At 69.6% G+C, this 23877-nt stretch carries 20 protein-coding genes; 10 read left to right on the top strand and 10 right to left on the bottom strand.

The features are described from left to right. Positions 1 to 21 precede the first annotated feature (21 nt). Positions 22 to 372: a hydroxyisourate hydrolase gene (uraH, locus tag AC07O4_RS20705; protein ID WP_070061690.1), complete on the top strand. Its 351-nt coding sequence runs from the start codon at positions 22 to 24 to the stop codon at positions 370 to 372. Between the two features lie 2 nt (positions 373 to 374). On the opposite strand, the gene AC07O4_RS20700 is transcribed toward uraH, so the two are convergent. Continuing rightward, positions 375 to 878 (bottom strand): hypothetical protein, encoded by a 504-nt coding sequence (locus tag AC07O4_RS20700; RefSeq protein ID WP_307584594.1) that lies wholly within the window; start codon positions 876 to 878, stop codon positions 375 to 377. A 53-nt stretch (positions 879 to 931) separates the two neighbouring features. Here AC07O4_RS20700 and xdhC point away from each other — a divergent pair, with 53 nt between their 5' ends. The 4 genes from xdhC to AC07O4_RS20680 all read left to right on the top strand — a co-directional run bounded on the left by xdhC (position 932) and on the right by AC07O4_RS20680 (position 6193). Further along, the gene (gene xdhC / locus AC07O4_RS20695) at positions 932 to 1738 is read left to right on the top strand and encodes a xanthine dehydrogenase accessory protein XdhC (RefSeq protein WP_495305512.1); all 807 of its coding nucleotides are present in this window, start codon (positions 932 to 934) and stop codon (positions 1736 to 1738) included. Positions 1739 to 1953: 215 nt separating this feature from the next. Next, positions 1954 to 3165 carry a urate hydroxylase PuuD gene (locus AC07O4_RS20690; protein ID WP_495265215.1) on the top strand — a complete coding sequence of 404 codons (1212 nt, stop codon included), beginning with the start codon at positions 1954 to 1956 and terminating at the stop codon, positions 3163 to 3165. 69 nt (positions 3166 to 3234) lie between these two features. After that, on the top strand, positions 3235 to 4575 hold the full coding sequence (locus tag AC07O4_RS20685) for a glycerate kinase type-2 family protein (protein ID WP_495305511.1): 1341 nt from the start codon (positions 3235 to 3237) through the stop codon (positions 4573 to 4575). 175 nt (positions 4576 to 4750) lie between these two features. After that, positions 4751 to 6193: an NAD-dependent succinate-semialdehyde dehydrogenase gene (locus tag AC07O4_RS20680; protein WP_062480847.1), complete on the top strand. Its 1443-nt coding sequence runs from the start codon at positions 4751 to 4753 to the stop codon at positions 6191 to 6193. Here the strand turns inward: AC07O4_RS20680 and AC07O4_RS20675 are convergent, their stop codons facing one another. The 5 genes from AC07O4_RS20675 to AC07O4_RS20655 form a co-directional block, all read right to left on the bottom strand. Next, positions 6194 to 6910 carry an MgtC/SapB family protein gene (locus AC07O4_RS20675; RefSeq protein WP_062480849.1) on the bottom strand — a complete coding sequence of 239 codons (717 nt, stop codon included), beginning with the start codon at positions 6908 to 6910 and terminating at the stop codon, positions 6194 to 6196. A gap of 88 nt (positions 6911 to 6998) precedes the next feature. Continuing rightward, positions 6999 to 9764, bottom strand: coding sequence for a magnesium-translocating P-type ATPase (gene mgtA / locus AC07O4_RS20670; protein ID WP_495305510.1), 2766 nt, complete (start codon positions 9762 to 9764; stop codon positions 6999 to 7001). A gap of 24 nt (positions 9765 to 9788) precedes the next feature. Continuing rightward, positions 9789 to 10532: a PA4824 family protein gene (locus tag AC07O4_RS20665; protein ID WP_495305509.1), complete on the bottom strand. Its 744-nt coding sequence runs from the start codon at positions 10530 to 10532 to the stop codon at positions 9789 to 9791. A gap of 214 nt (positions 10533 to 10746) precedes the next feature. Continuing rightward, positions 10747 to 10962: a hypothetical protein gene (locus AC07O4_RS20660; RefSeq protein WP_495305508.1), complete on the bottom strand. Its 216-nt coding sequence runs from the start codon at positions 10960 to 10962 to the stop codon at positions 10747 to 10749. Positions 10963 to 11251: 289 nt separating this feature from the next. After that, entirely contained in the window at positions 11252 to 11530 is a 279-nt protein-coding gene (locus AC07O4_RS20655) for a hypothetical protein (protein WP_307694539.1), read from the bottom strand. A 199-nt stretch (positions 11531 to 11729) separates the two neighbouring features. On the opposite strand from AC07O4_RS20655, the gene AC07O4_RS20650 reads away from it, so the two are divergent. Continuing rightward, positions 11730 to 12206, top strand: coding sequence for a low molecular weight protein-tyrosine-phosphatase (locus AC07O4_RS20650; protein ID WP_495305507.1), 477 nt, complete (start codon positions 11730 to 11732; stop codon positions 12204 to 12206). An 18-nt stretch (positions 12207 to 12224) separates the two neighbouring features. On the opposite strand, the gene AC07O4_RS20645 is transcribed toward AC07O4_RS20650, so the two are convergent. From AC07O4_RS20645 to AC07O4_RS20630, 4 genes are read right to left on the bottom strand one after another with little or no spacing between them, the layout of a single operon-like run. Further along, positions 12225 to 12671, bottom strand: coding sequence for an acyl-CoA thioesterase (locus AC07O4_RS20645; RefSeq protein WP_495305506.1), 447 nt, complete (start codon positions 12669 to 12671; stop codon positions 12225 to 12227). Positions 12672 to 12691: 20 nt separating this feature from the next. Next, complete coding sequence (locus AC07O4_RS20640) at positions 12692 to 13681, bottom strand: Bug family tripartite tricarboxylate transporter substrate binding protein (protein ID WP_495305505.1); 990 nt, start codon at positions 13679 to 13681, stop codon at positions 12692 to 12694. 14 nt (positions 13682 to 13695) lie between these two features. Then, a complete protein-coding gene (locus tag AC07O4_RS20635) occupies positions 13696 to 15318 on the bottom strand; it encodes an indolepyruvate oxidoreductase subunit beta family protein (protein ID WP_495305504.1) in 1623 nt (540 codons plus the stop codon). Positions 15319 to 15332: 14 nt separating this feature from the next. Next, entirely contained in the window at positions 15333 to 17492 is a 2160-nt protein-coding gene (locus AC07O4_RS20630) for a thiamine pyrophosphate-dependent enzyme (protein WP_495305503.1), read from the bottom strand. A gap of 87 nt (positions 17493 to 17579) precedes the next feature. On the opposite strand from AC07O4_RS20630, the gene AC07O4_RS20625 reads away from it, so the two are divergent. From AC07O4_RS20625 to xdhB, 4 genes are all read left to right on the top strand, one after another. Continuing rightward, the gene (locus tag AC07O4_RS20625) at positions 17580 to 18494 is read left to right on the top strand and encodes a LysR family transcriptional regulator (RefSeq protein WP_070061703.1); all 915 of its coding nucleotides are present in this window, start codon (positions 17580 to 17582) and stop codon (positions 18492 to 18494) included. A gap of 265 nt (positions 18495 to 18759) precedes the next feature. Continuing rightward, positions 18760 to 19539 (top strand): sulfite exporter TauE/SafE family protein, encoded by a 780-nt coding sequence (locus tag AC07O4_RS20620; protein WP_083259231.1) that lies wholly within the window; start codon positions 18760 to 18762, stop codon positions 19537 to 19539. 187 nt (positions 19540 to 19726) lie between these two features. Next, complete coding sequence (gene xdhA, locus AC07O4_RS20615) at positions 19727 to 21340, top strand: xanthine dehydrogenase small subunit (RefSeq protein ID WP_495305502.1); 1614 nt, start codon at positions 19727 to 19729, stop codon at positions 21338 to 21340. A 2-nt stretch (positions 21341 to 21342) separates the two neighbouring features. Further along, the gene (gene xdhB / locus AC07O4_RS20610; protein WP_495305501.1) at positions 21343 to 23802 is read left to right on the top strand and encodes a xanthine dehydrogenase molybdopterin binding subunit; all 2460 of its coding nucleotides are present in this window, start codon (positions 21343 to 21345) and stop codon (positions 23800 to 23802) included. Positions 23803 to 23877: the final 75 nt, after the last annotated feature.

Here is a 23877-nt window from a genome sequence, read left to right as displayed (position 1 = left end):
ACACCCTTTGAAGGAGGCCCCATGGGCTTGAGCACTCACGTACTGGACACGATGCACGGCGGCCCCGCGGCCGGCATGGAGGTGGCGCTGTACACCACCGACGGCGACGCCGCGACGCTGGTGAAGCGCTTCACGCTGAATTCGGACGGCCGCAGCGACGGTCCGCTCTACGACAACAACTCGATCAAGGTCGGCACCTATCGGCTGGTGTTCGACGTGGCGGGTTACTTCAAGGCCCGCGGCGTGACGCTGCCGGAGCCGAACTTCCTGAACAAGGTGGCGCTGGACTTCGGCGTGGCGCACACCGACCAGCACTACCACGTGCCCCTGCTCGTGAGCCCGTGGAGCTACTCCACGTACCGCGGCTCCTGAGGTCAGTCGCCTTGTTGCTGCCCTTCGGTCAGGGTGTCGAGCTGGAAGCGCCCGCTCTTGTCCCACAGCCAGGTGTCGGTCCACGTGACCGCGCCCAGGCGCTGGGCGGGCGGGAAGGGCGCGGCCTGCAGCACGGCGCGCTCGATCTCGGCGATCACCTCGGGCGCGTGCTTGGGCGCGCGCAGCCAGTGCATCGAGACCACCTTGCCGCCGGTGTCCAGGTTCACCTGCAGGGTGCCGACCGCGTACAGCAGCGGCGGCATCTGGCCCTTGTAGATGCGCGAGGCGTTGGCGTTGTAGATGTGGCGTGCGGCGTCGCGGCGGTACTCGCGCGCAGTGGCCGCACTGGAGGCGCGCGGCGCGGGGCCGCTGCCCTGTGCGCTGCTGGCACCGCTCAGCTGGCCGGGCACCGAGCCCGTCGAGCCGCAGCCGGCGAGCCACAAGGCGGAAAGAACAGTGGCGGCCCAGGCGAGGCGGCGCGGCGTAAGCTGGCGGTTCGTCATCATCGCCGGGGTTATACCGTGAGTTGTTGCCGCCTCGGCAACCGAAGGTTTCGGGCATGAACGGTGCGGTCGATCAATTGCTGGCGCGTCTTCGGAATGAAGACGCCGTGCTGGTGCGCGTCGAATCGACGCAAGGCTCGGCCCCGCGCGAGGCCGGCACCTGGATGGCCGTCTGGGCCGACGGGCTCACGGCCACCATCGGCGGCGGACAGCTCGAGTTCCAGGCCACGCAGGAAGCGCGCGAAATCCTGGCCGGCACCCGCAGCCTCGAGGGCGTGCAGCGCTACCCGCTGGGCCCGAGCCTGGGCCAGTGCTGCGGCGGCGTGATGTTCCTGACCTACCGGCGCATCGGCGCCGCCGACGCGCCCGCGCTGCAAAAAGAACTGGTGGCGCAGCTCGAACCCGTGGCCCTGTTCGGCGGCGGCCACGTGGGCGCCGCATTGGCGCGCCTGCTGGCCGTGCTGCCGTTCTCGGTGCGCTGGATCGACAGCCGCGACGGCGTGTTCCCCGACGCACTGCCCGCGCAGATCGACACCGAGCACTCCGAGCCCGTGCAGGACGCGGTGGCCGCGCTCGCGCCCGGCAGCCGCGTGCTGATCATGAGCTTCAGCCACGCCGAAGACCTGGACATCGTCATCGCCTGCCTGAAGCGCCTGCGCGCGCGCAACGACCTGCCCTACATCGGCCTCATCGGCAGCAAGACCAAATGGGCCACCTTCCGCCACCGGCTGGAGGCACGCGGCTTCACGGCCGACGAGCTGGCGCGCGTCACCTGCCCGATCGGCGTGCCCGGCATCACGGGCAAGGAACCCGAGGTGATCGCGGTCGCCGTGGCGGCACAGTTGTTGCAATCGCAGGGCTGAACAGGGTTTTCCCTTGGCGACGACGCCGCAAATAGCATCCCGCCTCGTGCCAAAACTGTATACACTTTCGGTCCACAACAAGCCGCAGCGGAGCGAGGTCCTTTTCAACGGACCTGCGTTCGCGGCACTTTCTCTGCTTACAGCGCCCGCGGTGGTGAGCAGGCTGAAACCCCTCCTTGGCGTCCCCACGCGCCAACAGGGTTGAGAGAGAGCACATGGAAAGCTACTACCTCGACTGGGCCAACCTGCTGCTGCGCTGGGTCCACGTCATCACCGCCATCGCCTGGATCGGCGCCTCCTTCTACTTCGTGATGCTGGACAACAGCCTCGAGAAGCCGCAGGACCAGGAATCGCTCGACAAGGGCGTGGGCGGCGAGCAATGGGCCGTGCACGGCGGCGGCTTCTACAACAGCCAGAAGTACGCGCTGGCGCCCAAGAAACTGCCCGACCACTTGCACTGGTCGTACTGGGAAAGCTATTCGACCTGGCTCACGGGCTTTGCGCTCTTCACGATGTCGTACCTGTGGAACGCGAGCACGTACCTCATCGACAAGAGCAAGATGGACTGGCAACCCGGCGCCGCCATTGCCGTGGCGCTGGCCTTCTTCGTCGTCTTCTGGATGGTCTACGACGGCATCTGCCAGATCTTCGGGCGCCGTAAGAACGGCGACACCATCGTGGGCGTGCTGATCGCGGTCTTCATCGTCTTCGCGACCTGGCTGGCCTGCCAGTGGTTCGCGGGCCGCGCGGCCTTCCTGCTGGTGGGCGCCATGATGGCCACCACCATGAGCGGCAACGTGTTCTTCTGGATCATCCCGGGCCAGCGCAAGAACGTGAAGGCGCTGCGCGAAGGCCGGCCGGTCGACCCGGTGCACGGCCAGCGCGGCAAGCAGCGCAGCGTGCACAACACCTACTTCACGCTGCCGGTGCTGTTCGCGATGCTGAGCAACCACTACAGCTTCACCTACACGCACAAGTACAACTGGATCGTGCTGCTGCTGATCATGCTCGGCGGCGCGGCCATCCGGCAGTTCTTCGTGGTGCGCCACCGCTTCAAGCTGGGCAACGCGGGCAACCCGCTGCCCTACGCCATGGTCGGCATCGCGGTGCTGGGCCTGACCATCGTGTGGATGAAGCCCGAGCCGGCCGCGCCCGTGGCGGCCACCGCCGCCCAGGCCGTGCCCGCCGTGGCCTACCAGGACGTGCAGAAGGTGCTGGAGCAGCGCTGCTTCATGTGCCACGGCGCGGCCGTGCAGATGAAGAACGTGCGCGTCGACACGCCCGACCAGGTGACGGCGCATGCCCAGGCCATCTACCAGCAGGTCGTGGTGACCAAGATCATGCCGATGAACAACGCGACCAACATCACCGACGAAGAGCGGGCGCTCATCAGCCGCTGGTTCCAGGCCGGCGCCAAGACGAACTAGAAGACCGTGGCCTGCGAGGGCGGGCCACCGGTCGTCGCACAATCGCCGAATGGAGACAACACGCAAGCCATGACCGCATCGACCTCGCCCTCAGCAACAGCTCCCGATCCGCGCGAAGCCCCGCGCGCCTTCCTCGAACACCTGTACCGCGTGGCGGTGGACCGCGCACTGCCGCTGTCCACGCTGGGCGCGCACCTGCCCAAGCCGCCCAAGGGCCGCACCGTGGTGCTGGGCGCCGGCAAGGCCGGCGGCTCGATGGTGCAGGCGCTCGAAGCGCTGTGGCCGGCCGACGCCCCGCTGTCGGGCCTGGTCGTCACGCGCTATGACCACATTCCGCCGCGCCCCGCAGGCGTGCCGCAGCGCATCGAGCTCGTCGAGGCCGCGCACCCCGTGCCCGACGCGGCCGGCCAGCAGGCGGCCGAGCGCATCCTGGCGCTCACGCAGGGACTCACGGCCGACGACCTCGTGCTGTGCCTCATCTCCGGCGGCGGCTCGTCGCTGCTGGTGCTGCCGGCCGAAGGCCTCACGCTGGCCGACAAGCAGCGCATCAACAAGCAGCTGCTCGACAGCGGCGCCCACATCGGCGAGATGAACTGCGTGCGCAAGCACCTGTCGCGCATCAAGGGCGGCCGGCTCGCGGCGGCCTGCGCGCCGGCGCGCGTGGTCACGCTCACCATCAGCGACGTGCCCGGCGACGACCCGGCCGTGATCGCCAGCGGCCCCACCGTGCCCGACGCCACCACCTGCGCCGACGCGCTGGCCATCCTCGACCGCTACGGCATCGAGGTGCCGGCGCCCGTGCGCGCGCAGCTCGAAAGCGGCGCGCTCGAAACCCCCAAGCCCGACGACGCCGTGTTCGCCGGCCACAGCACCCACCTCATCGCCACGCCGCAGCAGTCGCTCGAAGCCGCCGCCGCGGCCGCGCGCGCCGCCGGCATCGGCGTGCACGTGCTGAGCGACGAAATGGAAGGCGAATCGCGCGAAGTGGGCAAGGTGCATGCGGCGCTCGCCCGCGCCGTGGCCCTGCGCGGCGAGCCCTTCGCCCGGCCCTGCGTCATCCTGTCGGGCGGCGAAACCACCGTCACCATCCGCCCGCGCCAGCCCGGCCAGGCCAAGGGCCGTGGCGGGCGGGCCGGCGAGTTCTGCCTGGGCCTGGCCGGCGCGCTCATGGGCCAGCCGCAGGTGTGGGCGCTGGCCGCCGACACCGACGGCATCGACGGCGTGGAAGACAACGCCGGCGCCTTCGTCACGCCCGACACCCTGGCGCGCGCCACGGCGCAGGGCAGGAAGCTGTCCGACCACCTCGACCGCAACGACGCCTACGGCTATTTCGATGCCATCGGCGACCTGTTCGTGACCGGTCCGACGAACACCAACGTCAACGATTTCCGCGCGATCCTCGTGCTGTAGGCGCGCCGCGGCCCCTGGCGGGGGCCGCCGGCAAGCTTTGTGAACTCAGGTTAATCTACGGCCCCGGCGGCGCTTGGCCGCCGTTGTCGCATGCGCACCCCCACGGGGTGCCGCGCCGCGCGCCCGATTTCCCGTTTCGTTTTCACCATCCAGTCCTCGAAGGAAAGAGTTCGCCATGACCGCCACCTACACCGACACCCGCCTGCTGATCGACGGCCAATGGGTCGACGCCGCCGACGGCAAGACGCTCGACGTGCTGAACCCCGCCACCGGCAAGGCCATCGGCAAGGTGGCGCACGCCAGCATCGTCGACCTCGACCGTGCCCTGGCCGCCGCCCAGCGCGGCTTCGAAGCCTGGCGCGACACGCCCGCCAATGAGCGCGCCGCCGTGATGCGCCGCGCCGCCGGCCTGATCCGCGAACGCGCCCTGGACATCGCCAAGCTGCTGACGCAGGAACAAGGCAAGCCGCTGGGCGAAGCCAAGGTCGAAATGATGGCCGCCGCCGACATCATCGAGTGGTTCGCCGACGAAGGCCGCCGCGTGTACGGCCGCATCGTGCCCTCGCGCAACCTGGCCGCGCAGCAGCTGGTCATCAAGGAGCCGGTCGGCCCCGTCGCGGCCTTCACGCCGTGGAACTTCCCCGTCAACCAGATCGTGCGCAAGCTCGGCGCCGCGCTGGCCACCGGCTGCTCGTTCCTGGTGAAGGCGCCCGAAGAAACCCCGGCCTCGCCGGCTGCGCTGCTCAAGGCCTTTGTCGACGCCGGCATTCCGGGCGGCGTGGTGGGCCTGGTGTTCGGCAACCCGGGCGAGATCTCGAGCTACCTCATCGCGCACCCGATCATCCGCAAGGTCACCTTCACCGGCTCCACCCCGGTCGGCAAGCAGCTGGCCGCGCTGGCTGGTTCGCACATGAAGCGCGTCACGATGGAACTGGGCGGCCACGCCCCGGTGATCGTGGCCGAAGACGCCGACGTGGCGCTGGCCGTCAAGGCCGCCGGTGCCGCCAAGTTCCGCAACGCGGGCCAGGTCTGCATCTCGCCCACCCGCTTCCTGGTGCACAACAGCCTGCGCCATGAGTTCGCGAGCCTGCTGGTCAAGCACGCCGAAGGCCTGAAGATGGGCGATGGCCTGGTCGAAGGCACCAACCTCGGCCCGCTGGCCAACGCCCGCCGCCTCACGGCCATGGCCCATGTGCTGGAGGACGCGCGCAAGAAGGGCGCCACGGTCGCGACCGGCGGCGAACGCGTCGGCGACACCGGCAATTTCTTCGCGCCCACCGTCATCACCGACGTGCCGCTGGACGCCGACGTGTTCAACAACGAGCCCTTCGGCCCCATCGCCGCCATCCGCGGCTTCGACACGCTCGAAGAAGCCATCACCGAAGCCAACCGCCTGCCTTTCGGCCTGGCCGGCTATGCCTTCACCAAGTCGATCAAGAGCGCGCACCTGCTGAGCCAGAAGCTCGAGCTGGGCATGCTGTGGATCAACCAGCCCGCCACGCCCTCGCCGGAAATGCCGTTCGGCGGCGTGAAGGACTCGGGCTACGGTTCGGAAGGTGGCCCCGAGGCAATCGAGGCTTACCTCAACACCAAGGCTGTTTCGATCCTCGGCGTTTAACTAGTCTTCGGCGGAGGCGTTCCAGAACGCCTGCTGGACGCCTTCCAGCGTTTCCAGCTCCGCGATCACCTGGTCGAGCTCTTCGGGCTCGACCGCGGTGGCGTACAGCGTCGCTGCAATCTCCGTGTCGGCCTGCCCGAAGGCGTGCTGGTCGATGTCGCGCACCGGGTAGTTCGCGGCTTCCAGCTGCACCAGCAGCTGGTCCATCACCTCGGGCCGCGCCGCGCGCGAACAGATCACGCGCACTGTGTAGGTCGCCTCGCTCGATTCCTCGTGCACCGGGCGGCGGTTGATGCGGTTCACCACGGGCCGCAGCAGCGTGTTGCTCGCCAGCACGAAGAGCGCGGCGATCAGCGCCTCGCCCAGCAGGTCGGCGCCCGCGCAGGCGCCCACCGCGGCCGATCCCCACAGCGTGGCGGCCGTGTTCAGGCCCGTGATGTTGGCGCCTTCCTTCATGATCGCGCCGGCGCCCAGAAAGCCGATGCCCGAGACCACGTAGGCGACCACGCGCACCGCGCCGTCGGGGCCGCCCAGGCGGGCCGCCATGTCGACGAACACGGCCGCGCCCACGGCCACCAGTGTGTTGGTGCGCAGCCCCGCGGTGCGCTGGCGCACCTGGCGCTCGAAGCCGATCAGCGAGCCCAGCAGAAAGGCCGCGCCCACGCTGACCAGCGTGTCCAGCAGCGAAGGCAGGTTGATGTGGCGAATGGCTTCCATGAGTGATCCTCCTGATCCTCTGTGTGCGAAGCAGGGTAGCGGCCTTGTGTGACAGCCGCGACCCTGCGTCCGCCGGGTGGTTCTTGTCTTACTGCCAGCCGTACTTGCGCGCGTACCAGCCCTTCACGGCCTGCGTCAGCGTCGCGTAGCCGACCAGCATCAGCACCAGCCACGGGAAGTACGCGAGCGGCAGCGCCTGCAGCTTGAAGTAGTGCGCCAGCGGTCCCATCGGCAGCCAGATGCCCACGGCCGCGATCGCCGCGCCCATGGCCAGCAGCGGCCAGGCCGCGCGGCTTTGCAGGAACGGGATCTTGCGGGTGCGGATCAGGTGCACGATCAGCGTCTGCGACAGCAGGCCCTCGATGAACCAGCCCGACTGGAACAGCGTCTGGTGCTCCACCGAGTTGGCTGCGAACACGAACCACATCACGGTGTAGGTCAGGATGTCGAACACCGAGCTCAGCGGCCCGAAGAACACCATGAAGCGGCCCAGGTCGGCCGGGTTCCAGCGCTGCGGCGTCTTCAGGAACTCTTCGTCCACGTTGTCGAACGGAATCGCGATCTGCGACACGTCGTACAGCAGGTTCTGCACCAGCAGGTGCAGCGGCAGCATCGGCAGGAAGGGCAGGAAGGCACTGGCCACCAGCACCGAGAAAACGTTGCCGAAGTTCGAGCTGGCCGTGATCTTGATGTACTTGAGCATGTTGGCGAAGGTGCGGCGGCCTTCGACCACGCCTTGCTCCAGCACCATCAGGCTCTTCTCGAGCAGGATGATGTCGGCCGATTCCTTGGCCACGTCCACCGCGCCGTCCACCGAGATGCCGATGTCGGCCGCGCGCAGTGCGGGCGCGTCGTTGATGCCGTCGCCCATGAAGCCGACCACGTGGCCGTTGGCATGCAGCGCCTGCACGATGCGTTCCTTGTGCGCGGGCGTGAGCTTGGCGAACACCTGGCGCATTTCCACCACCTGCCGCAGCTCGGCCTCGTTCATGCGCTCGACCTCGTGGCCCAGCACCATGCGCCCGGCGTCTATGCCGACGTCGCCGCAGACCTTGCGCGTGACCAGCTCGTTGTCGCCCGTCAGCACCTTCACCGCCACGCCGTGCGCGGCCAGCGCCTGCAGCGCGGGCGCGGTCGATTCCTTCGGCGGATCGAGAAAGGCCACGTAGCCCAGCAGCGTGAGTCCCGCCTCGTCGGCCACGCCGTAGGCCGGCTTGCGCGCACCGGCATGCAGCGTGCGGCTGGCCACGGCCACCACGCGCAGGCCCTGGGCATTGAGCTCCGAGGCCACGCGGTGGATGCGCGCCATCACGTCGGCGTCGAGCGCGAGCACTTCGGCACCGCGTTCGACCGAGCTGCACACCGACAGGATCTCTTCGAGCGCGCCCTTGCAGATCAGCAGGTGCTCGTCGTCGCCGTGCGCCACCACCACCGACATGCGGCGACGCGAGAAGTCGAAGGGCACCTCGTCGACCTTGCGCCAGCCGGTCTGCAGCTGCGTGTCGAGCTGCACCTCGGCGTGGCTGAGCACGGCCTTGTCGAGCAGGTTCTTCAGCCCCGTCTGGTGAAAGCTGTTGAGGTAGGCCTGCTGCAGCACGTGGTCGGAGTCTTCGCCCCAGGCGTTGGTGTGGCGTTCGAGCACGATGCGGTCCTGCGTGAGCGTGCCGGTCTTGTCGGTGCACAGCACGTCCATCGCGCCGAAGTTGTGAATGGCCTCGAGCCGCTTCACGATCACCTTGTGGCGCGACATCACGACCGCGCCCTTGGCCAGCGTGGCCGTCACGATCATCGGCAGCATCTCGGGCGTGAGACCGACCGCGATCGACAGCGCGAACAGCGCGGCCTCCCACCAGTCGCCCTTGGTCACGCCGTTGATCACCAGCACCAGCGGCGCCATCACCAGCATGAAGCGGATCAGCAGCCAGCTCACGCGGTTGATGCCGGCCTGGAAGGCGGTGGTGCCGCGGTCGGTCGCGCTCACGCGCTGGGCCAGCGCGCCGAAGAAGGTGCGCTCGCCCGTGTGCACGATCACCGCGGTGGCGGTGCCGCTGATCACGTTGGTGCCCATGAAGAGCAGGTTGTCGCGCTCCAGCACGCCGGCCTGGTGGTCGGCGGCGGTGGCTGCGAACTTCTCCACCGGCATCGATTCGCCGGTGAGCGCCGACTGGCTGATGAACAGGTCTTTCGCCGAGAGCAGGCGCGCGTCGGCCGGGATCATGTCGCCGGCCGACAACGCGATCACATCGCCGGGCACGAGGTCGCGCATCGGCACTTCGATGCGTTGCGTGCCGGCGTGGGCGAGGTCGAAGCCGTCGTCACCCGCGCGGCCGGCCTTCTCGCCGGGCGCGGGGCGCAGCACCGTCGAGGTGTTGCTCACCATCGCCTTGAGCCGGTCGGCGGCCTTGTTGGAGCGCGACTCCTGCAGGAAGCGCAGCACGGTCGACAGCAGCACCATGCTGCCGATCACCACCGTGGCCTTCGTGTCCTCGGTGATGTAGGAGACCAGCGCCAGCACCGTCAGCAGCAGGTTGAAAGGGTTGCGGTAGCACTGCCACAGGTGGTTCCACCACGGCAGCGGCTGCTCGTGGCGCACCTCGTTGCTGCCCAGCCGCTTGCGCAGTGCCAGCGCGTGCGCCTCGGTCAGGCCTTGCGACGAGCTGTTCAGGCGCACCAGCACCTCGCCCGCGTCGGTGTGCGAGGCGGCGGCCAGCGCCTTGGCGATCTCGGCCGGCATCGCGGCCGAGCCCAGGCTGCTGGGCTTGGCGCTCAGCAGCGTCTGCCAGCGCTCGAAGTGATGCCGCATGTGGCGGCTGCGCAGGAAGCTTTCGAAAAAGGACTTCAGGACGTTCTTCATTGTTCTTCTCCTGTGTGAGGGCGCTCAGCGAGCGAACGCCCAGGTGAGGCCCAGCGTCCAGCCGCGCGGGCCGTCGTGGCGCAGGTCGCGTGCGTGGCTGAGATCGACGTTCAGGGCCGGCGTGGCCGCCCAGCGCAGGCCGGCGCGCCAGGCATTGCGCCCGCCTTCGCGGAAGCGCTCGGCCACGAGCGACAGCGCGGGCAGCGCGGCCCATTCGAGCGCCGCGCCCGAGTGGCTGGTGCTCGGCTGCGCGCGATGGAAGTCGCGCCCCAGGTTCAGGTGGGCGCGCCAGGCGTCGTCGAACTGCCAGGTGACGGGGATCACCACGCTGCTGTCGGCCAGGCGCAGCGAGGCATGGCCCGCATCGCTGCGTTGCCACGTGGCCGAGGCCAGCACGCCGGTGCTCAGCGTGTCGGTGAGCGCGAAGGCCCACTTGATCTGCGGGCCGGCACGCAGCGTGCGGCCGTCGGCGCCGCGCTCACGTTCGAGGTTCAGGCCCAGCTCGATGGGGCCGACACGGCAGGCCGGGCCGAGGTGCACGAGGCGCTGGCCGCCCCAGGTCTCGATCTGGCACTGGCCCGGATCGAGGATGGCGGCGTCGTCCACCGAATGGTGTCCGCCAGCGGCGTGGGTCTGCGTGGCGGCCAGGCCGCAAAGGGTGGCCAGCCAGGCGCGGCTTGGCGCAGGGCGGCGAAAGGCAAAGGGGCGGGCGGTGGAACGGGCGGCCGTGGCCGTCCGCACGACACGCCGCAGGCGTTCGCGGGTCATGGGTGTTTCTCCTTCGGGTGCGGCGCGCCGCGAAGGAAGGAAACGCCCGTGACGACGTGCTTACTCAGCAGTCAGCCGGCGGCGCTCCTCCGCAGCGCGGCAGGCTGCGAGGTGAATGGGGGATCGATCGGGCAGTGAAGGCGGCGCACAGCGGCGCAAGCAAGGGTCCGGGTCCATGAGGGCCTCCTGTTCTGTGGGGTGGCAGGGGCGGGCTTCAGCGGCGCGTGGTGCCGTGGCCGGACGGGTCGAGCAGCAGGAAGAAGCTGCGGATGCGGCGCGTGGTCCACAGCGCGGCGGCGCGGTCCAGGGCCTGCTCGTCGTCGACGTGCGGGGCCGGGTGCACGCGCACAGGCGCACCGGCGTGCGCCGACGGGCGACCGTGCGACGGTTGCACCTGCGGATGCAACGGACGAATTTGAAACTGGCGCATGACAAGGCTCCTTCACGCTGAAGGGCCTCGCGCACGGACGCACGCAAGCTGACTGACAAAGTCAGCGACGAAGAACAACGGAAATCGGTAGGGGGAGCCGCTTGCCCGAGGGGCAAGGGGTTCGCGCTGCGTGCACGGCGGCCGCCAGCGCGGGAGCTGCCTGCGCTAGAGGGCCGGGGGTGTCACGCCTGCCGAGGCACGCGTCTTGTCACTGATCCAACTGGCACTGTCCACGCACGGGGCTCCGAAATGATGATTTCCGGATTGTTGCACCGCATCATTGGCAGCGTCAACCCTTGGCATGAAGCAACAGGCTGCGTCGGGGCTGCGTGGCGTGGAGCCGGGCCTCGTTCGCGCTGCGTTCGATAGGGGCCGGAAACCAGCGGAAGATGTTCGAGTCGCTGCGCCAGCCGTTGCTGAAGCGCACGAACAGGAAGCCCGACAGCGCATTGCCCAGGTCGTCCACCGGAATGCCCGCGGCGCGCAGGGCCTCGACCTCTTGCGCGGCGCTCATGTCGAAGGGAAGTTTCAGCGTGATGCTCGCGCTGTGAAGACTGGGTCGGGGCATCGTGACCTCCTTTGCACTGACCAAGGGCCGTAGTGAAGCGCAAGGAGTTGTGTCAGGCGATACCGAAGATATGGGAGCTGTCCATTGGAGAGAGGGGTGCGATTCGTCCTCGCTCCCTCGTGGCATCCCCTGACCGGGGGATGCCAGGGGTAGGGCGGCCTATGCCGAATGCCTGTCCCTGTGCCTATAGTCGACGCGCATGAAACCAAGCACCCCCGCCGTCCTGTTCATCTGCACCGGCAACATCTGCCGTTCGCCGACCGCGCACGCATTGCTGCTCCACAAGGCGCAGCGCGCAGGCTTCGCGGTGGAGGTCGACAGCGCCGCCATCTCCGACGAGGAGCGCGGCAATCCGCCCGATCCACGCTCGGTGGCCGAGGCACTGCGGCGCGGCATCGCGATGCCCGCGCACCGCGCACGCCAGGTGCATGCGGCCGACTTCGAGCGCTTCGACTGGCTCATCGGCATGACGCAGCAGCACTGCGCCGCATTGCGCCGGCGTGCGCCCGCCGAGGCGGCGCGCAAGGTGCGCCTGCTCTCGGAGTTTGCCGAGGCCATCGGCGGCGACGTGCCCGACCCGTGGTACGGCGGCCACCAGGCCTTCATCGAGGCCTTCGACCTGATCGACCTCGGCGTGGAAGGCCTGCTCGCGCAGCTGCGTCGCGACGCAGCCTGAGCCTGCAGGCGGTGGGGTTCAGCCCGTGCAGAGCGCGCGGATCGTCGGCGGAATCGGCACCGCGCGGATGCCGCCGCCTTCGCGCTTCGCGGCAAAGATTCGCACCTCTTCGCATTCGAGGATCAGGTCGTCGCCGCGCGTCACGCGGTAGGTCTGCACGAAGCTCTTGTCGCGCCATTCGGTGATGTGCACCGCGATCTGCAGCGTGTCGCCGTAGCTGGCCGCCTTGACGAAGCGCGTGTGCGTGTCGACCAGCGGCGTGCCGATCACGCCGAGCGTTTGGGCGGTGTCTTCCCAGCGCGGCACGCCGCACTCGGCGAAGAAATGGCGCGAGGCTGCGTCGATCCAGCGGAAGAAGTTGGGAAACCAGACAATGCCGGCCGGATCGCAGTCGCCGAACTCGACGCGTGCGGTGTAGACGACTTCCTTGCCGGAAGCGTCGTGGGGAGATGGAGTGCTGCTCATCCGTCGATTGTCCCGGCTGCTCAGTCCGCCTTGATGCCGCGCTCGCGGATGAGTGCGCCGAAGCGCTGCGAATCGGCCGCCGCGCGGCGCTGGAAGTCGGCCGGCGTGCCTGGTGCCGGTTCTCCGCCGATGGCCGCGATGCGCTCCTTCACCGCCGGCAGCGCGAGCGCGCGGTTGACCTGCGTGTTGAGCTGCGCCACCACCTCGGGCGGCGTGCCGGCCGGTGCGTAGAAGCCGAACACGGTGTCGGCGTCGAAGCCGCGCAGGCCGGCCTCGTCGAGCGTGGGCACGTCGGGGAACTGCGAGGAGCGGTGCGGGCTGCCCACGGCCAGCAGCTTGAGCTTGCCGGCGCGCACCTGGTTCAGGGCAATGCCGGGGTCGAAGGCGTAGTCGATCTGGCCGGCCAGCAAATCTTGCAGCGCGGGCGCGGCGCCGCGGTAGGGCACGTGCAGCGCGAACAGACCGGCCTGGCTCTTGAACATCTCGCCCGCCAGGTGCGGCGAACTGCCATTGCCCGGCGAGCCGTACGACAGCTTGCCGGGGTTGGCCTTGAGGTAGGCCATGAACGACTTCACGTCGGTCGGCGGCAGGGAAGGGCGCGTGACCAAAAACACCAGCACGCGCGCGGCCGCGGCTACGGGCACCAGGTCCTTCGCGGGGTCGAAGCTCATGCGCGCATACAGGTGCGGGTTCACCGACACCATGCCGCCCGAGCTCATGAGCAGCGTGTAGCCGTCGGCCGCCGCGCGCGCCACGGCCTCGCCGCCGACGTTGCCGTTGGCACCGCCGCGGTTCTCGATCACCACGGGCTGCTTCAGCGCTTCCTGCAGCGGCTGCGAGACGGCGCGCGCGAGCTGGTCGGCCGCGCCGCCGGCCGGGAAGTTGACGATCACCTTGATGGGCTTGGAGGGCCAGGTGTCGGCGTGCACGGCCGGCGCGCACAGGGCGGTGCTGGCCAGGGCGAACGCCAGCAGCAGGCGGCGCGATGAAGCGGGGGTGGATGGGGTCATGGTTCTTTGTCTCCTCAGATCGTGGTCGTTGTCTTGGGCCGCTTCATCCAGCGGATGGGTTGCGCCTGCACCGGGCGCGGCGCGGCGCCGTGGCGCGTGAGCGCGGCATCGAGCGCCTTGCCGCCTTCGTCCGCGAGTGCGGCCTCGCGGGCCGCGGCGATCGCCTCGGCGCGCGCGGCGGGCTGCAGCGTGGCGCGGCCCGCGAGCTCGTCGATCACGTGCAGCAGGTTGTGCTTGCCGCGCTCGTTGGTGCTGCCGTAGCCCTTGATGAGCCGGCCGCACAGCGCCAGCTCGCGGCCCAGCGCCCAGTGCGCGCGCGTGCCGGTCTCGACGGCGGCCAGCCAGCGCTCGATCAATGCCTGCTCTTCGGCAAAACGGCTGCCGCGCCGGCGCAGCCAGGTGAGCGAGGCCAGCAGCCGCAGCGAGGCCATGCCCAGCACCGAATGGCTGCCCACTTGCAGCGGCAGCGCCCAGGGCGCGAGTCCGCGCGACTGGCGGGCGCGGTCCCAGGCGGTCACGCGGCGCGCGAGCGACGGCGGCAGCAGCGCGGCGAACTCGGGGGCACCGGGCTTGAAGTGGTCGAAGACCTTCACGAGGTCGTCGTCGCCCGCGCGCACTTCCTGTCGCACGCGCTGCGCGCGGCTGGCGCGGCCCTTCAGCGCGGCCACGCGCACGATGTCGTCGAAGGCCATCCACAGCGCCAGCCAGCGCGCCATCTCGCGCGTGACCGCGAAGCCCTGCGCGCCCGACGGATCGGCGGCGCGCTCGGCCTCGAGCACCCGCGCGAGGCGATCGGCGTACAGCGCGGCGTAGGCGTTGTCCTGGTAGTCGCGCACCCGCGCATGGCCGAGCGCGAGCATGTCGTGCACGGCCGGCGGAAAGCGGCGCGCCACGTCGTCGGGCAGGGCCTGCGGCGGCGGGGGCGCGTCGCGCGTGTCGTCGCCGGCCAGCACGCCCTGCACGAAGGCGGCCTGGGCGCGCGGCGCGCGCACGGCCTCGAAGGCGGCGGCAAAGCCGCGCAGGCTGGCGGCGGCCATCTTGCCGAGCTTGTCGGGCGCGGCCGCGTCGCCGCCGCGCACCGCGCGCTCGTAGGCCTCGCGCGGAAACGGGAACAGGCCGCTGCCCGCGATCGCGCCCAGCATCACGGCGCTGACCACCGTGCCGGCCTCGCGCGCCATGGCGCCCATGTCGAGCACGTGGTGCTCGCGGCTGAAGGCCTTGACCACGTCCAGCAGGCGCTGCGCGTCGGCGCGGCCGTCGCCGGGCACCATGCGCTCGGCCGTGGTGAGCACGCGCGCCGACGAGCTGATGACCAGCGTGCGCAGCGGCGCGCTCATGCCGTTGCCGATCTGGCGCGTGGTCTCCAGCAGCTCCGACGAGACGATCGCGTCGAGCGCGCCCGGCACCGGGCCCAGGCTGAACACCGGGCGCCGGCCGCCCAGCTGCGCCATCGGCACCGGGAACACTTCGAGGTAGTAGGTGGTGGCGCCGGTGCGCTGTGCCACGCCGGGGATCGACGTGCTCTGCGCCGCGTAGCCCGTATGCCGCGCGGCGTCGACCAGCCATTCGGTGAGCACGCCGCCGCCTTCGCCGCCGAGGGCGCAGACGAGCAGGGTGGTGGGACGGTTCTGTTCCATGTCTCGGTTCTCTTTCATGCCGGGCGCAGGGCGCCGACGATCGCGCTGCGCAGGCCGTGCAGCAGGCGTTCGTGCCATTTCGGGTTCTGCACCACCTCGGCGCGGTAGAAGCTCGGGCACAGCGTGGCCGCGTGCGCGTTGGCGCCGCACAGGCCGCAGCCCACGCAGCCGTCGATGACGACGGCCACCGGGTCGACCTTCAGCGGATCGGGGTTGTCCTTGAGCGTGAGCGTGGGGCAGCCCGACAGGCGGATGCAGGCGTGGTCGCCGTTGCACACGTCTTCGTCGACGCCGTACTTCACGCGCACCACACGTTGGCCCTTTTTGAGCAGCCCGGCGATCCACGGCTTGATGCGGCGTTGCCGCTCGAGCTGGCACTCGCCCTCGGCGATCACCACCTTCAGGCCGTTGAAGTCGCTCGTGAGCGCCTCGGTGAGGGTCTTGCGCATGCGCTCCACGTCGTAGGTGGTGACGGTGCGCATCCACTGCACGCCCAGGCCCTTCAGCGTGGCCTCAATGGTCTGGTTCTTGTCGACCAGGCTCTGCTGCTTGTCGACCGCGCGTTCCTTGATCTCGTCGTCGGGCGTGGAGATGATGTCCTGCGTGCCGGTGGCCGAGGTGTAGCCGTTCTTGAAGATCAGCAGCACCGCGTCGTCGTCGTTGAACAGCGCGCTCTGCACGCCCGTGAGCAGGCCGTTGTGCCAGAAGCCGCCGTCGCCCATGATCGACAGCGTGCGCCGGTTCATCATCGGCGCCACGCCCGCGCGGCTGGCCAGGCTCATGCCGTAGCCGAGGATCGAGTGGCCCATCGAAAACGGCTCGAAGGTGCCGAAGGCGTGGCAGCCGATGTCGGCCGCGATGTGCACCGGCCCCGTCTCCTGCTGCGCGAGCTTGAGCGCCGAGAACACCGGCCGCTCCGGGCAGCCCACGCAAAAACTCGGCGGGCGGTTGGGCAACGGTGCGTCGAGCCGGCGCGCCACCGCCTCGCGGCGTTCGCGGTTGCCGGCCAGCCAGGCCTGCGCCGAGGCGGCGGCTTCGCTCGCGCCGAGGTAGCGCTCGGCAAAGGCCGCGAGGCCGCCCGACAGCACCTCCACGCCGTACTCGCCGGCCTGCGGCAGCAGGTCCTTGCCGTGCAGCGGGGTCTGGATGTCGCGCCGGCGCAGCAGCGTGGCGATGTCCTGCTCGATGTACTCGGGCTGGCCTTCTTCCACCACCAGCACCGCGCGCTTGCCGATGCAGAAGTCGGCCACCTGCTCGGGCACCAGCGGGTAGGTCACGTTGAGCACCAGGATCGGGATGTCGGTGTCGCCGAAGGCATCGGCCAGGCCCTGCTGCTGCAGGCTGCGGATCAGCGCGTTGTACAGCCCGCCCTGCACCACGATGCCCAGGTCGGGGTGGCGCCGGCCGGGCATGAGTTCGTTGAGGCCGTTGGCCACGATGTGGCGGCGCGCGGCCGGCATGCGCTCGTCGCCCTTGAGCTTCTCGTGGCGGAAGGTGACGGGCGGGTGCGCCAGGCGCATGTAGTCGAAGCCCGCGGGCTCGTCCATCAGCGCGCGCGTGGACACGGCGGGCGCGATGTTGTCCTTGCAGTCGAAGCTGCCGCGCACGTGGCAGGTGCGGATGCGCAGCTCCATCAGGCAGGGCATGTTCGACGCCTCCGAGAGCTGGAAGCCCTGCTCGACCATGCGCACCATCACGCCCAGGTCGGGCCGCGGGTCGAGCAGGCACATGCTCGACTTGAGCGCGTAGGCGTGCGTGCGCTCCTGGATCACGCTGGCGCCTTCGCCGTAGTCTTCTCCCACCACGATCAGCACGCCGCCGGTCACGCCCGGCGACGACAGGTTGGACAGCGCATCGGCCGCCACGTTGGTGCCGACGATCGACTTCCAGGTGACCGCGCCGCGCAGCGGGTAGTGGATGGACGCACCGAGCATCGCCGCGGCCGAGGCCTCGTTGGAGCAGGCCTCGACGTGCACGCCCAGCTCGTCCATGTAGGCCTTGCCCTGCACCATCACGTCCAGCAGGTGCGACACCGGCGCGCCCTGGTAGCCGCCGACGTAGGCCACGCCCGACTGCAGCAGGCCCTTGGTGATCGCGAGGATGCCCTCGCCGTGGAAGGTGTCGCCCGCGCCCAGGCGCAGCATTTCCACTTCCTTGCTGAATGAAACTTCCATCGTGTCTCGTGCTTCTTGTCGTGGGGAGAACGCGGGAGTGTGGGCGGACCTGCGTCATACTTCAATGCAATGAGCCAGCTATCGAATATGAATGTCGTGCATATCGACGCGGTCGATCTCAACCTGCTGCGCCTGTTCGACGCCGTCTACCGCACCCGCAACGTGAGCCGCGCCGCCGAGGCGCTGGGCCTCACGCAGCCGGCGGCCAGCCACGGCCTCACGCGGCTGCGCCTGCTGCTGGGCGATGCGCTGTTCACGCGCAGCCTCGGCGGCGTGGCGCCCACGCCGCGCGCCGAGCGGCTGGCGGTGCCCGTGCAGTCGGCGCTGGCGATGCTGCAGCAGGCGCTGAGCGAGCCCGAGCGCTTCGACCCGGCGGCCTCGCGCAAGCTCTTTCGCATCCACATGAGCGACATCGGCGAGGGCCGCTTCCTGCCCGCGCTGATGGCGCGGCTGCGCGAGCTGGCGCCGGGCGTGCGCGTGGAGACCATGCCGCTCGCGCCGGGCGAGATCGCCACCGCGCTGGACAGCGGCAGGGTCGACTTCGCCTTCGGCTTCCTGCCGCACGTGGAGGACACCCAGCGCACGCAGTTGCTGAAAGACCGCTACATCGTGCTGCTGCGCCACGACCACCCCTTCGTGAAGCGCCGGCGCAGCGGCCAGGCGCTGCTGGCGGCGCTGCACGAGCTCGACTACGTGGCCGTGCGCACCCACGCCGACACGCTGCGCATCCTGCAGCTGCTGAACCTCGAAGACCGCCTGCGCCTGACGACCGAGCACTTCATGGTGCTGCCGGCCATCGTGCGCGCCACCGACCTGGCGGTCGTGATGCCGCGCAACATCGCGCGCGGCTTCGCGGCCGAAGGCGGCTACGCCATCGTCGAGCCGCCGTTTCCGCTGCGCGACTTCACCGTGTCGCTGCACTGGAGCAAGCGCTTCGAGGCCGACCCGGGCAACCGGTGGTTGCGGCAGGTGATCGTGGCCCTGTTCTCGGAGCGCGGCTGACCGCGACCGCCGACAGCGTGCCCTGTGCCCAGGGCACTGGGTGCTTCCCGCAGAGAAATCAAGGAGGAGGGCGAAGCCCGGGGGACATTCGCGGAGGGAAGTACCCGGTGGCCTGGGCACGCACCCCGGACACACGCGTTATTCTCAAACGTTCCCGCCTCGCGCCCCCGTCCCCCGATCCCCGTCCGAATGTCCGTCCCGCATCCCCTGTCCCCCGCCTTCCTTCAACGTCCTGCCAGCCTCGGCGCGCGCTGACAGCCTCCCGGTGCAAGCGATTCTTTCCGGGGCCGTCCCGGTCCTGATCTTCATGGCCTGCGTGGGCCTGGCCACCTACGCGCAGAACCTCACGGGCTTTGCGTTCAGCCTCATCCTGCTGGGCCTCGTGTCGGTGTTCGACATCGCCAGCGTGAACGACGCGGCCAATGCCGCGACCGTGCTGAGCCTCATCAACGCCTGGACCTACTTCCGCGCGCGCCCCGGCCCCGTGCCCTGGCAGCTCATGAAGCCCGCGCTCAACGGCAGCACCGTCGGCGTGATCGTCGGGCTCATGCTGCTCGTGTGGCTCAGCGGCAGCGCCGTGTCGTGGCTGCGGGGCCTGCTGGGCGTGTCGATTCTGATCTGCGCCGTGCTGCTGCTGTTGCAGGGCAAGCCGCTGCCGGCCGTGTCGGGCCGCACCAGCTTCGCCCTCATCGGCGGGCTCTCGGGCGTGCTGGGCGGGCTGTTTTCCGCCTCCGGCCCGCCCATCGTCTTCCACATGTACCGCCAGCCGCTGGACCGCGAACTCGTGCGCCGCGCGCTGCTGCTGATGTTCGCCTTCAACTCGCTCGTGCGGCTCGTCATCGTGGTGCCGACCGGCCACTTCTCGTGGCACTCGGCGCTGCTGGCCGGTTGCGCCATGCCCGTGGTCTACGCCGCGACGCGGCTGCACCATCGCCTGCCCAACAAGCTGCAGCCGCGCACCTTGCAATGGCTGGTCGCCGGGCTGCTTTTCGTGGCCGGCGTGACGCTGCTGGCCACCGCCTGGACCGCGATCGCGCACGGCTGAGAAAACAGCTGAAAACCCCCGGTTTCCGGCGTGGCCCGGGAATTGCAACGTCAATCCAAGGGTTTCCCCGGACGTGGCATACCGACCCTCACATACGCGTTATGGGCGTGCCCGTATGCAAGACCCCACGCAAGCCGCTAACGTCCATGACTGGCCCATGACGGGCCGCCCACGAGCCAGAAAAAGCATGAGCACCGAGAGCAGCAGTACACCGATTCAACCGATCCGCTTCTTCCATCGCGGAAAGATCGTCGACGTCAGCGGGGTCCATCCGACCCGCTCCGTGCTCGACTGGCTGCGCGAAGATGCGCGCTGCACCGGCACCAAGGAAGGCTGCAACGAAGGCGACTGCGGCGCCTGCACCGTCGTCATCGGCGAGCTGGCCACCGACGCCCACGCGCCCGGCGCGGTCGACGGCCTGCAGCTGCAGACCGTCAACGCCTGCATCCAGTTTTTGCCCACGCTGCACGGCAAGGCGCTGTTCACGGTCGAAGACCTCAAGGGCCAGTGCGCGTCGCAGTGCAAGCCCAAGACGGAAGCCCCGGCCAAGCACGCCGTCCACCCGCTGCACCCCGTGCAGCAGGCCATGGTCGACTGCCACGGCTCGCAGTGTGGCTTCTGCACGCCGGGCTTCGTGATGTCGCTGTGGGCCACCTACGAACACCACCAGGCCGAGGGCACGCAGCCCACGCGCCAGCAGCTGGCCGACGACCTGTCGGGCAACCTGTGCCGCTGCACCGGCTACCGCCCCATCCTCGACGCCGGCCAGCGCATGTTCGACCTCCCGGCCGTGCGCCTGGACACCGCCCCCGTGGTGGCCGCGCTCACCGCGCTGAAGAACGACGGCCTGGACTACGCCGCCCCGCTCGGCGCCCGCATCGACCACTTCCACGCTCCCAAGACCATCGCTCAGCTCGCCGCACTGCGCGTGCAGAAGCCGCGCGCCCAGCTGCTGGCCGGCTCGACCGACGTCGGCCTGTGGGTCAACAAACAGTTCCGCGACCTCGGCGACATCATCTATGTCGGCGACGTGGCCGAGATGAAGACGGTCGAAGAGCGCGCCGACGAGCTCTACATCGGCGCCGGCGCCTCGCTCGAAGCCGCCTTCGGCGCGCTGGTCGAGCGCGTGCCCAGCCTGGCCGACGTGTGGCTGCGCTTTGCCTCGCCGCCGATCCGCCACGCCGGCACCATGGGCGGCAACGTCGCCAACGGCTCGCCCATCGGCGATTCGCCGCCGGTGCTGATGTCGCTGGACGCCGAGATCGAACTGCGCCGCGGCGACGTCGTGCGCCGCATGCCGCTGCCCGCGTTCTACCTCGACTACATGAAGAACGAGCTGCAGCCCGGCGAGTTCGTGCAGGGCCTGGCCGTGCCGCTGGCCGCCATGCGCCGCCAGGTGCGCGCCTACAAGATCAGCAAGCGCTTCGACTGCGACATCTCGGCGCTGTGCGCGGGCTTCGCCATCGAGCTGGAAGCCGGCAGCGACACGGTGAAGGCCGTGCGCCTGGCCTTCGGCGGCATGGCCGCCACCGTCAAGCGCGCCGCCAACGCCGAAGCCGCGCTCGTGGGCAAGCCCTGGACGCAGGCCAGCGTGGCCACGGCCAAGCTGGCGCTGGCGCAAGACTTCAAGCCGCTTTCCGACATGCGGGCCTCGGCCGACTACCGCCTGCAGGTGGCGCAGAACCTGATCCAGCGCCTGTGGCTCGAAACCCGCACGCAGGACGCGCTGTCCATCGAAGAAACCAGCGTCTGGAGCGTGATGCCCCATGTCGTTGCCAAGGTTGCGGCGGAAGGACTCTGACCATGAACAAACCCATCGACGCCCGCCTGCTGCAGCCCGCCGAGGCCTTTGCCGACTACCTGAAGAACACCGCCGCCCGCATCGACGTGGGCGCCGAAGCGCTGGCCCACGGCCGCGGCATGCGCGTGGGCATCAGCCGCCCGCACGAGTCGGCGCACCTGCACGTGGCCGGCGAGGCCACCTACATCGACGACATTCCCGAACTCGCCGGCACGCTGCACTGCGCGCTGGGCCTGTCGCCGGCCGCCAACGGCCGCGTGACGGCGCTGTCGCTCGACGCCATCCGCGCCATGCCCGGCGTGGTCACGGTGCTCACCGCCGACGACATTCCCGGCACCAACGACTGCGGCTCGATCATTCATGACGACCCGATCCTGCTGCCCGTGAACGACGGCGGCCAGATCCGCTACCTCGGCCAGCCCGTGTTCGCCGTGATCGCTGAAACCCGCGACGCCGCGCGCCGCGCCGCCGCCAAGGCCAAGGACGCGCTGACCATCGAGGCGCAGCCGCCCGTGCTCACGCCGCAGGACGCGCATGCGCGCGGCCAGTACGTGGTGCCGCCGATGCACATCGTGCGCAGTGGCGGGGCCGCCAACGAAGGCGACGAGGCCGCCGTGCGCGCCGCCATCGCGAAGGCACCGCACCGCCACACCGCCACGCTCGACGTCGGCGGGCAGGAACAGTTCTACCTCGAAGGCCAGATCAGCTACGCCATTCCGAAAGAGGGCGGCACGCTGCACATCCACTGCTCGACGCAGCACCCGAGCGAAATGCAGCACCTGGTGGCGCACGCGCTGCACCTGTCCTCGAACGAGGTGCATGTGGAATGCCGGCGCATGGGCGGCGGCTTCGGCGGCAAGGAATCGCAGTCGGCGCTGTTCGCCTGCGTGGCGGCCATTGCCGCGCGCCAGCTGCAACGCCCCGTGAAGCTGCGCCTGGACCGCGACGACGACTTCATGGTCACCGGCCGGCGCCACTGCTTCTGGTACGAGTACGAGGTGGGCTACGACGACGAGGGCCGCATCCTCGGCGCCGAGATCACGATGGTGTCGCGCGCCGGCCACTCGGCCGACCTGTCGGGCCCGGTGATGACGCGCGCCCTATGCCACTTCGACAACGCCTACTGGCTGCCCAACGTGAGCATGCACGGCTTCTCGGGCAAGACCAACACGCAGAGCAACACCGCGTTCCGCGGCTTCGGCGGCCCGCAGGGCGCCATCGCCATCGAGAACATCATGGACTCGGTGGCGCGCGAATTGAAGCGCGACCCGCTCGACGTGCGGCGCGTCAACTTCTACGGCAAGGGCGAGAACAACGTCACGCCCTACCGCCAGACCGTGACCGACAACATCGTCCACGAACTCGTGGCCGAGCTGGAAGAAACCAGCGACTACCGCCTGCGCCGCGAAGAGATCGCCGCCTTCAACGCGAAGAGCCCGGTGCTCAAGCGTGGGCTGGCGCTGGCGCCGCTGAAGTTCGGCATCTCGTTCAACGTGAAGCACTTCAACCAGGCCGGCGCGCTGGTGCACGTGTACACCGACGGCTCGATCCTCGTGAACCACGGCGGCACCGAAATGGGCCAGGGCCTGAACACCAAGGTGGCGCAGGTGGTGGCGCACGAGCTGGGCGTGAGCTTCGAGCGCGTGCGCGTCACCGCGACCGACACGACCAAGGTGGCCAACACCTCGGCCACGGCCGCCTCGACCGGCGCCGACCTGAACGGCAAGGCCGCGCAGGACGCCGCCCGCCAGATCCGCGAACGCCTGGCCGCCTGCGCCGCCGAGCGCCATGGCGGCAACGCCGCCGACGTGCGCTTTGCCAACGACCAGGTCGAGGTGAACGGCCGCACGCTGGCCTTCAGCACCGTGGTGGGCGAAGCGTACCTCGACCGCAAGCAGCTGTGGTCCGACGGCTTCTACGCCACGCCCGGCCTGAGCTGGGACAAGGACAAGATGCAGGGCCGCCCGTTCTACTACTACGCCTACGGCGCGGCAGTGAGCGAGGTGGTGGTCGACACCCTCACCGGCGAATGGAAGCTGCTGCGTGCCGACATCCTGCACGACGCGGGCAAGTCGCTGAACCCGGCCGTGGACATCGGCCAGGTCGAGGGCGCCTTCATCCAGGGCATGGGCTGGCTCACCACCGAAGAACTGGTGTGGCACCCGGCGAGCGGCAAGCTCACCACGCACGCGCCCAGCACCTACAAGATCCCGACGGCCAACGACTGCCCGCCGGTGTTCAACGTGCGCCTGTTCGAGGGCCAGAACTTCGAAGACTCGATTCACCGCAGCAAGGCCGTGGGCGAACCGCCGCTGTTGCTGCCGTTCTCGGTGTTCTTCGCCATCCGCGATGCCGTGTCGGCCGCGGGCGGGCACCGGGTCGATCCGCCGCTGAAGGCGCCGGCCACGAGCGAATCCATCCTCCGCGCCCTGACCGCGGTGCAGGCAGCCTCTGGCGAATGAGCACCGGCCGTGCTCGCACGGTCCGAGCGTCCTTCCGTTCTCCAAATGCTGCGCTGTATAACTGTTCGCACAGAC

This window comes from Variovorax sp. GW821-FHT09D04, assembly GCF_059416405.1.
Note: the sequence above shows the minus strand (reverse complement) of the source record. Positions and strands in the feature narration are given on the sequence as shown.

Bases quoted from the DNA above. Each gene is read 5' to 3' on its own strand.
- uraH (WP_070061690.1), top strand. From the start codon at position 22: ATGGGCTTGAGCACTCACGTACTGGACACGATGCACGGCGGCCCCGCG.
- AC07O4_RS20700 (WP_307584594.1), bottom strand. From the start codon at position 878: ATGATGACGAACCGCCAGCTTACGCCGCGCCGCCTCGCCTGGGCCGCC.
- xdhC (WP_495305512.1), top strand. From the start codon at position 932: ATGAACGGTGCGGTCGATCAATTGCTGGCGCGTCTTCGGAATGAAGAC.
- AC07O4_RS20690 (WP_495265215.1), top strand. From the start codon at position 1,954: ATGGAAAGCTACTACCTCGACTGGGCCAACCTGCTGCTGCGCTGGGTC.
- AC07O4_RS20685 (WP_495305511.1), top strand. From the start codon at position 3,235: ATGACCGCATCGACCTCGCCCTCAGCAACAGCTCCCGATCCGCGCGAA.
- AC07O4_RS20680 (WP_062480847.1), top strand. From the start codon at position 4,751: ATGACCGCCACCTACACCGACACCCGCCTGCTGATCGACGGCCAATGG.
- AC07O4_RS20675 (WP_062480849.1), bottom strand. From the start codon at position 6,910: ATGGAAGCCATTCGCCACATCAACCTGCCTTCGCTGCTGGACACGCTG.
- mgtA (WP_495305510.1), bottom strand. From the start codon at position 9,764: ATGAAGAACGTCCTGAAGTCCTTTTTCGAAAGCTTCCTGCGCAGCCGC.
- AC07O4_RS20665 (WP_495305509.1), bottom strand. From the start codon at position 10,532: ATGACCCGCGAACGCCTGCGGCGTGTCGTGCGGACGGCCACGGCCGCC.
- AC07O4_RS20660 (WP_495305508.1), bottom strand. From the start codon at position 10,962: ATGCGCCAGTTTCAAATTCGTCCGTTGCATCCGCAGGTGCAACCGTCG.
- AC07O4_RS20655 (WP_307694539.1), bottom strand. From the start codon at position 11,530: ATGCCCCGACCCAGTCTTCACAGCGCGAGCATCACGCTGAAACTTCCC.
- AC07O4_RS20650 (WP_495305507.1), top strand. From the start codon at position 11,730: ATGAAACCAAGCACCCCCGCCGTCCTGTTCATCTGCACCGGCAACATC.
- AC07O4_RS20645 (WP_495305506.1), bottom strand. From the start codon at position 12,671: ATGAGCAGCACTCCATCTCCCCACGACGCTTCCGGCAAGGAAGTCGTC.
- AC07O4_RS20640 (WP_495305505.1), bottom strand. From the start codon at position 13,681: ATGACCCCATCCACCCCCGCTTCATCGCGCCGCCTGCTGCTGGCGTTC.
- AC07O4_RS20635 (WP_495305504.1), bottom strand. From the start codon at position 15,318: ATGGAACAGAACCGTCCCACCACCCTGCTCGTCTGCGCCCTCGGCGGC.
- AC07O4_RS20630 (WP_495305503.1), bottom strand. From the start codon at position 17,492: ATGGAAGTTTCATTCAGCAAGGAAGTGGAAATGCTGCGCCTGGGCGCG.
- AC07O4_RS20625 (WP_070061703.1), top strand. From the start codon at position 17,580: ATGAATGTCGTGCATATCGACGCGGTCGATCTCAACCTGCTGCGCCTG.
- xdhA (WP_495305502.1), top strand. From the start codon at position 19,727: ATGAGCACCGAGAGCAGCAGTACACCGATTCAACCGATCCGCTTCTTC.
- xdhB (WP_495305501.1), top strand. From the start codon at position 21,343: ATGAACAAACCCATCGACGCCCGCCTGCTGCAGCCCGCCGAGGCCTTT.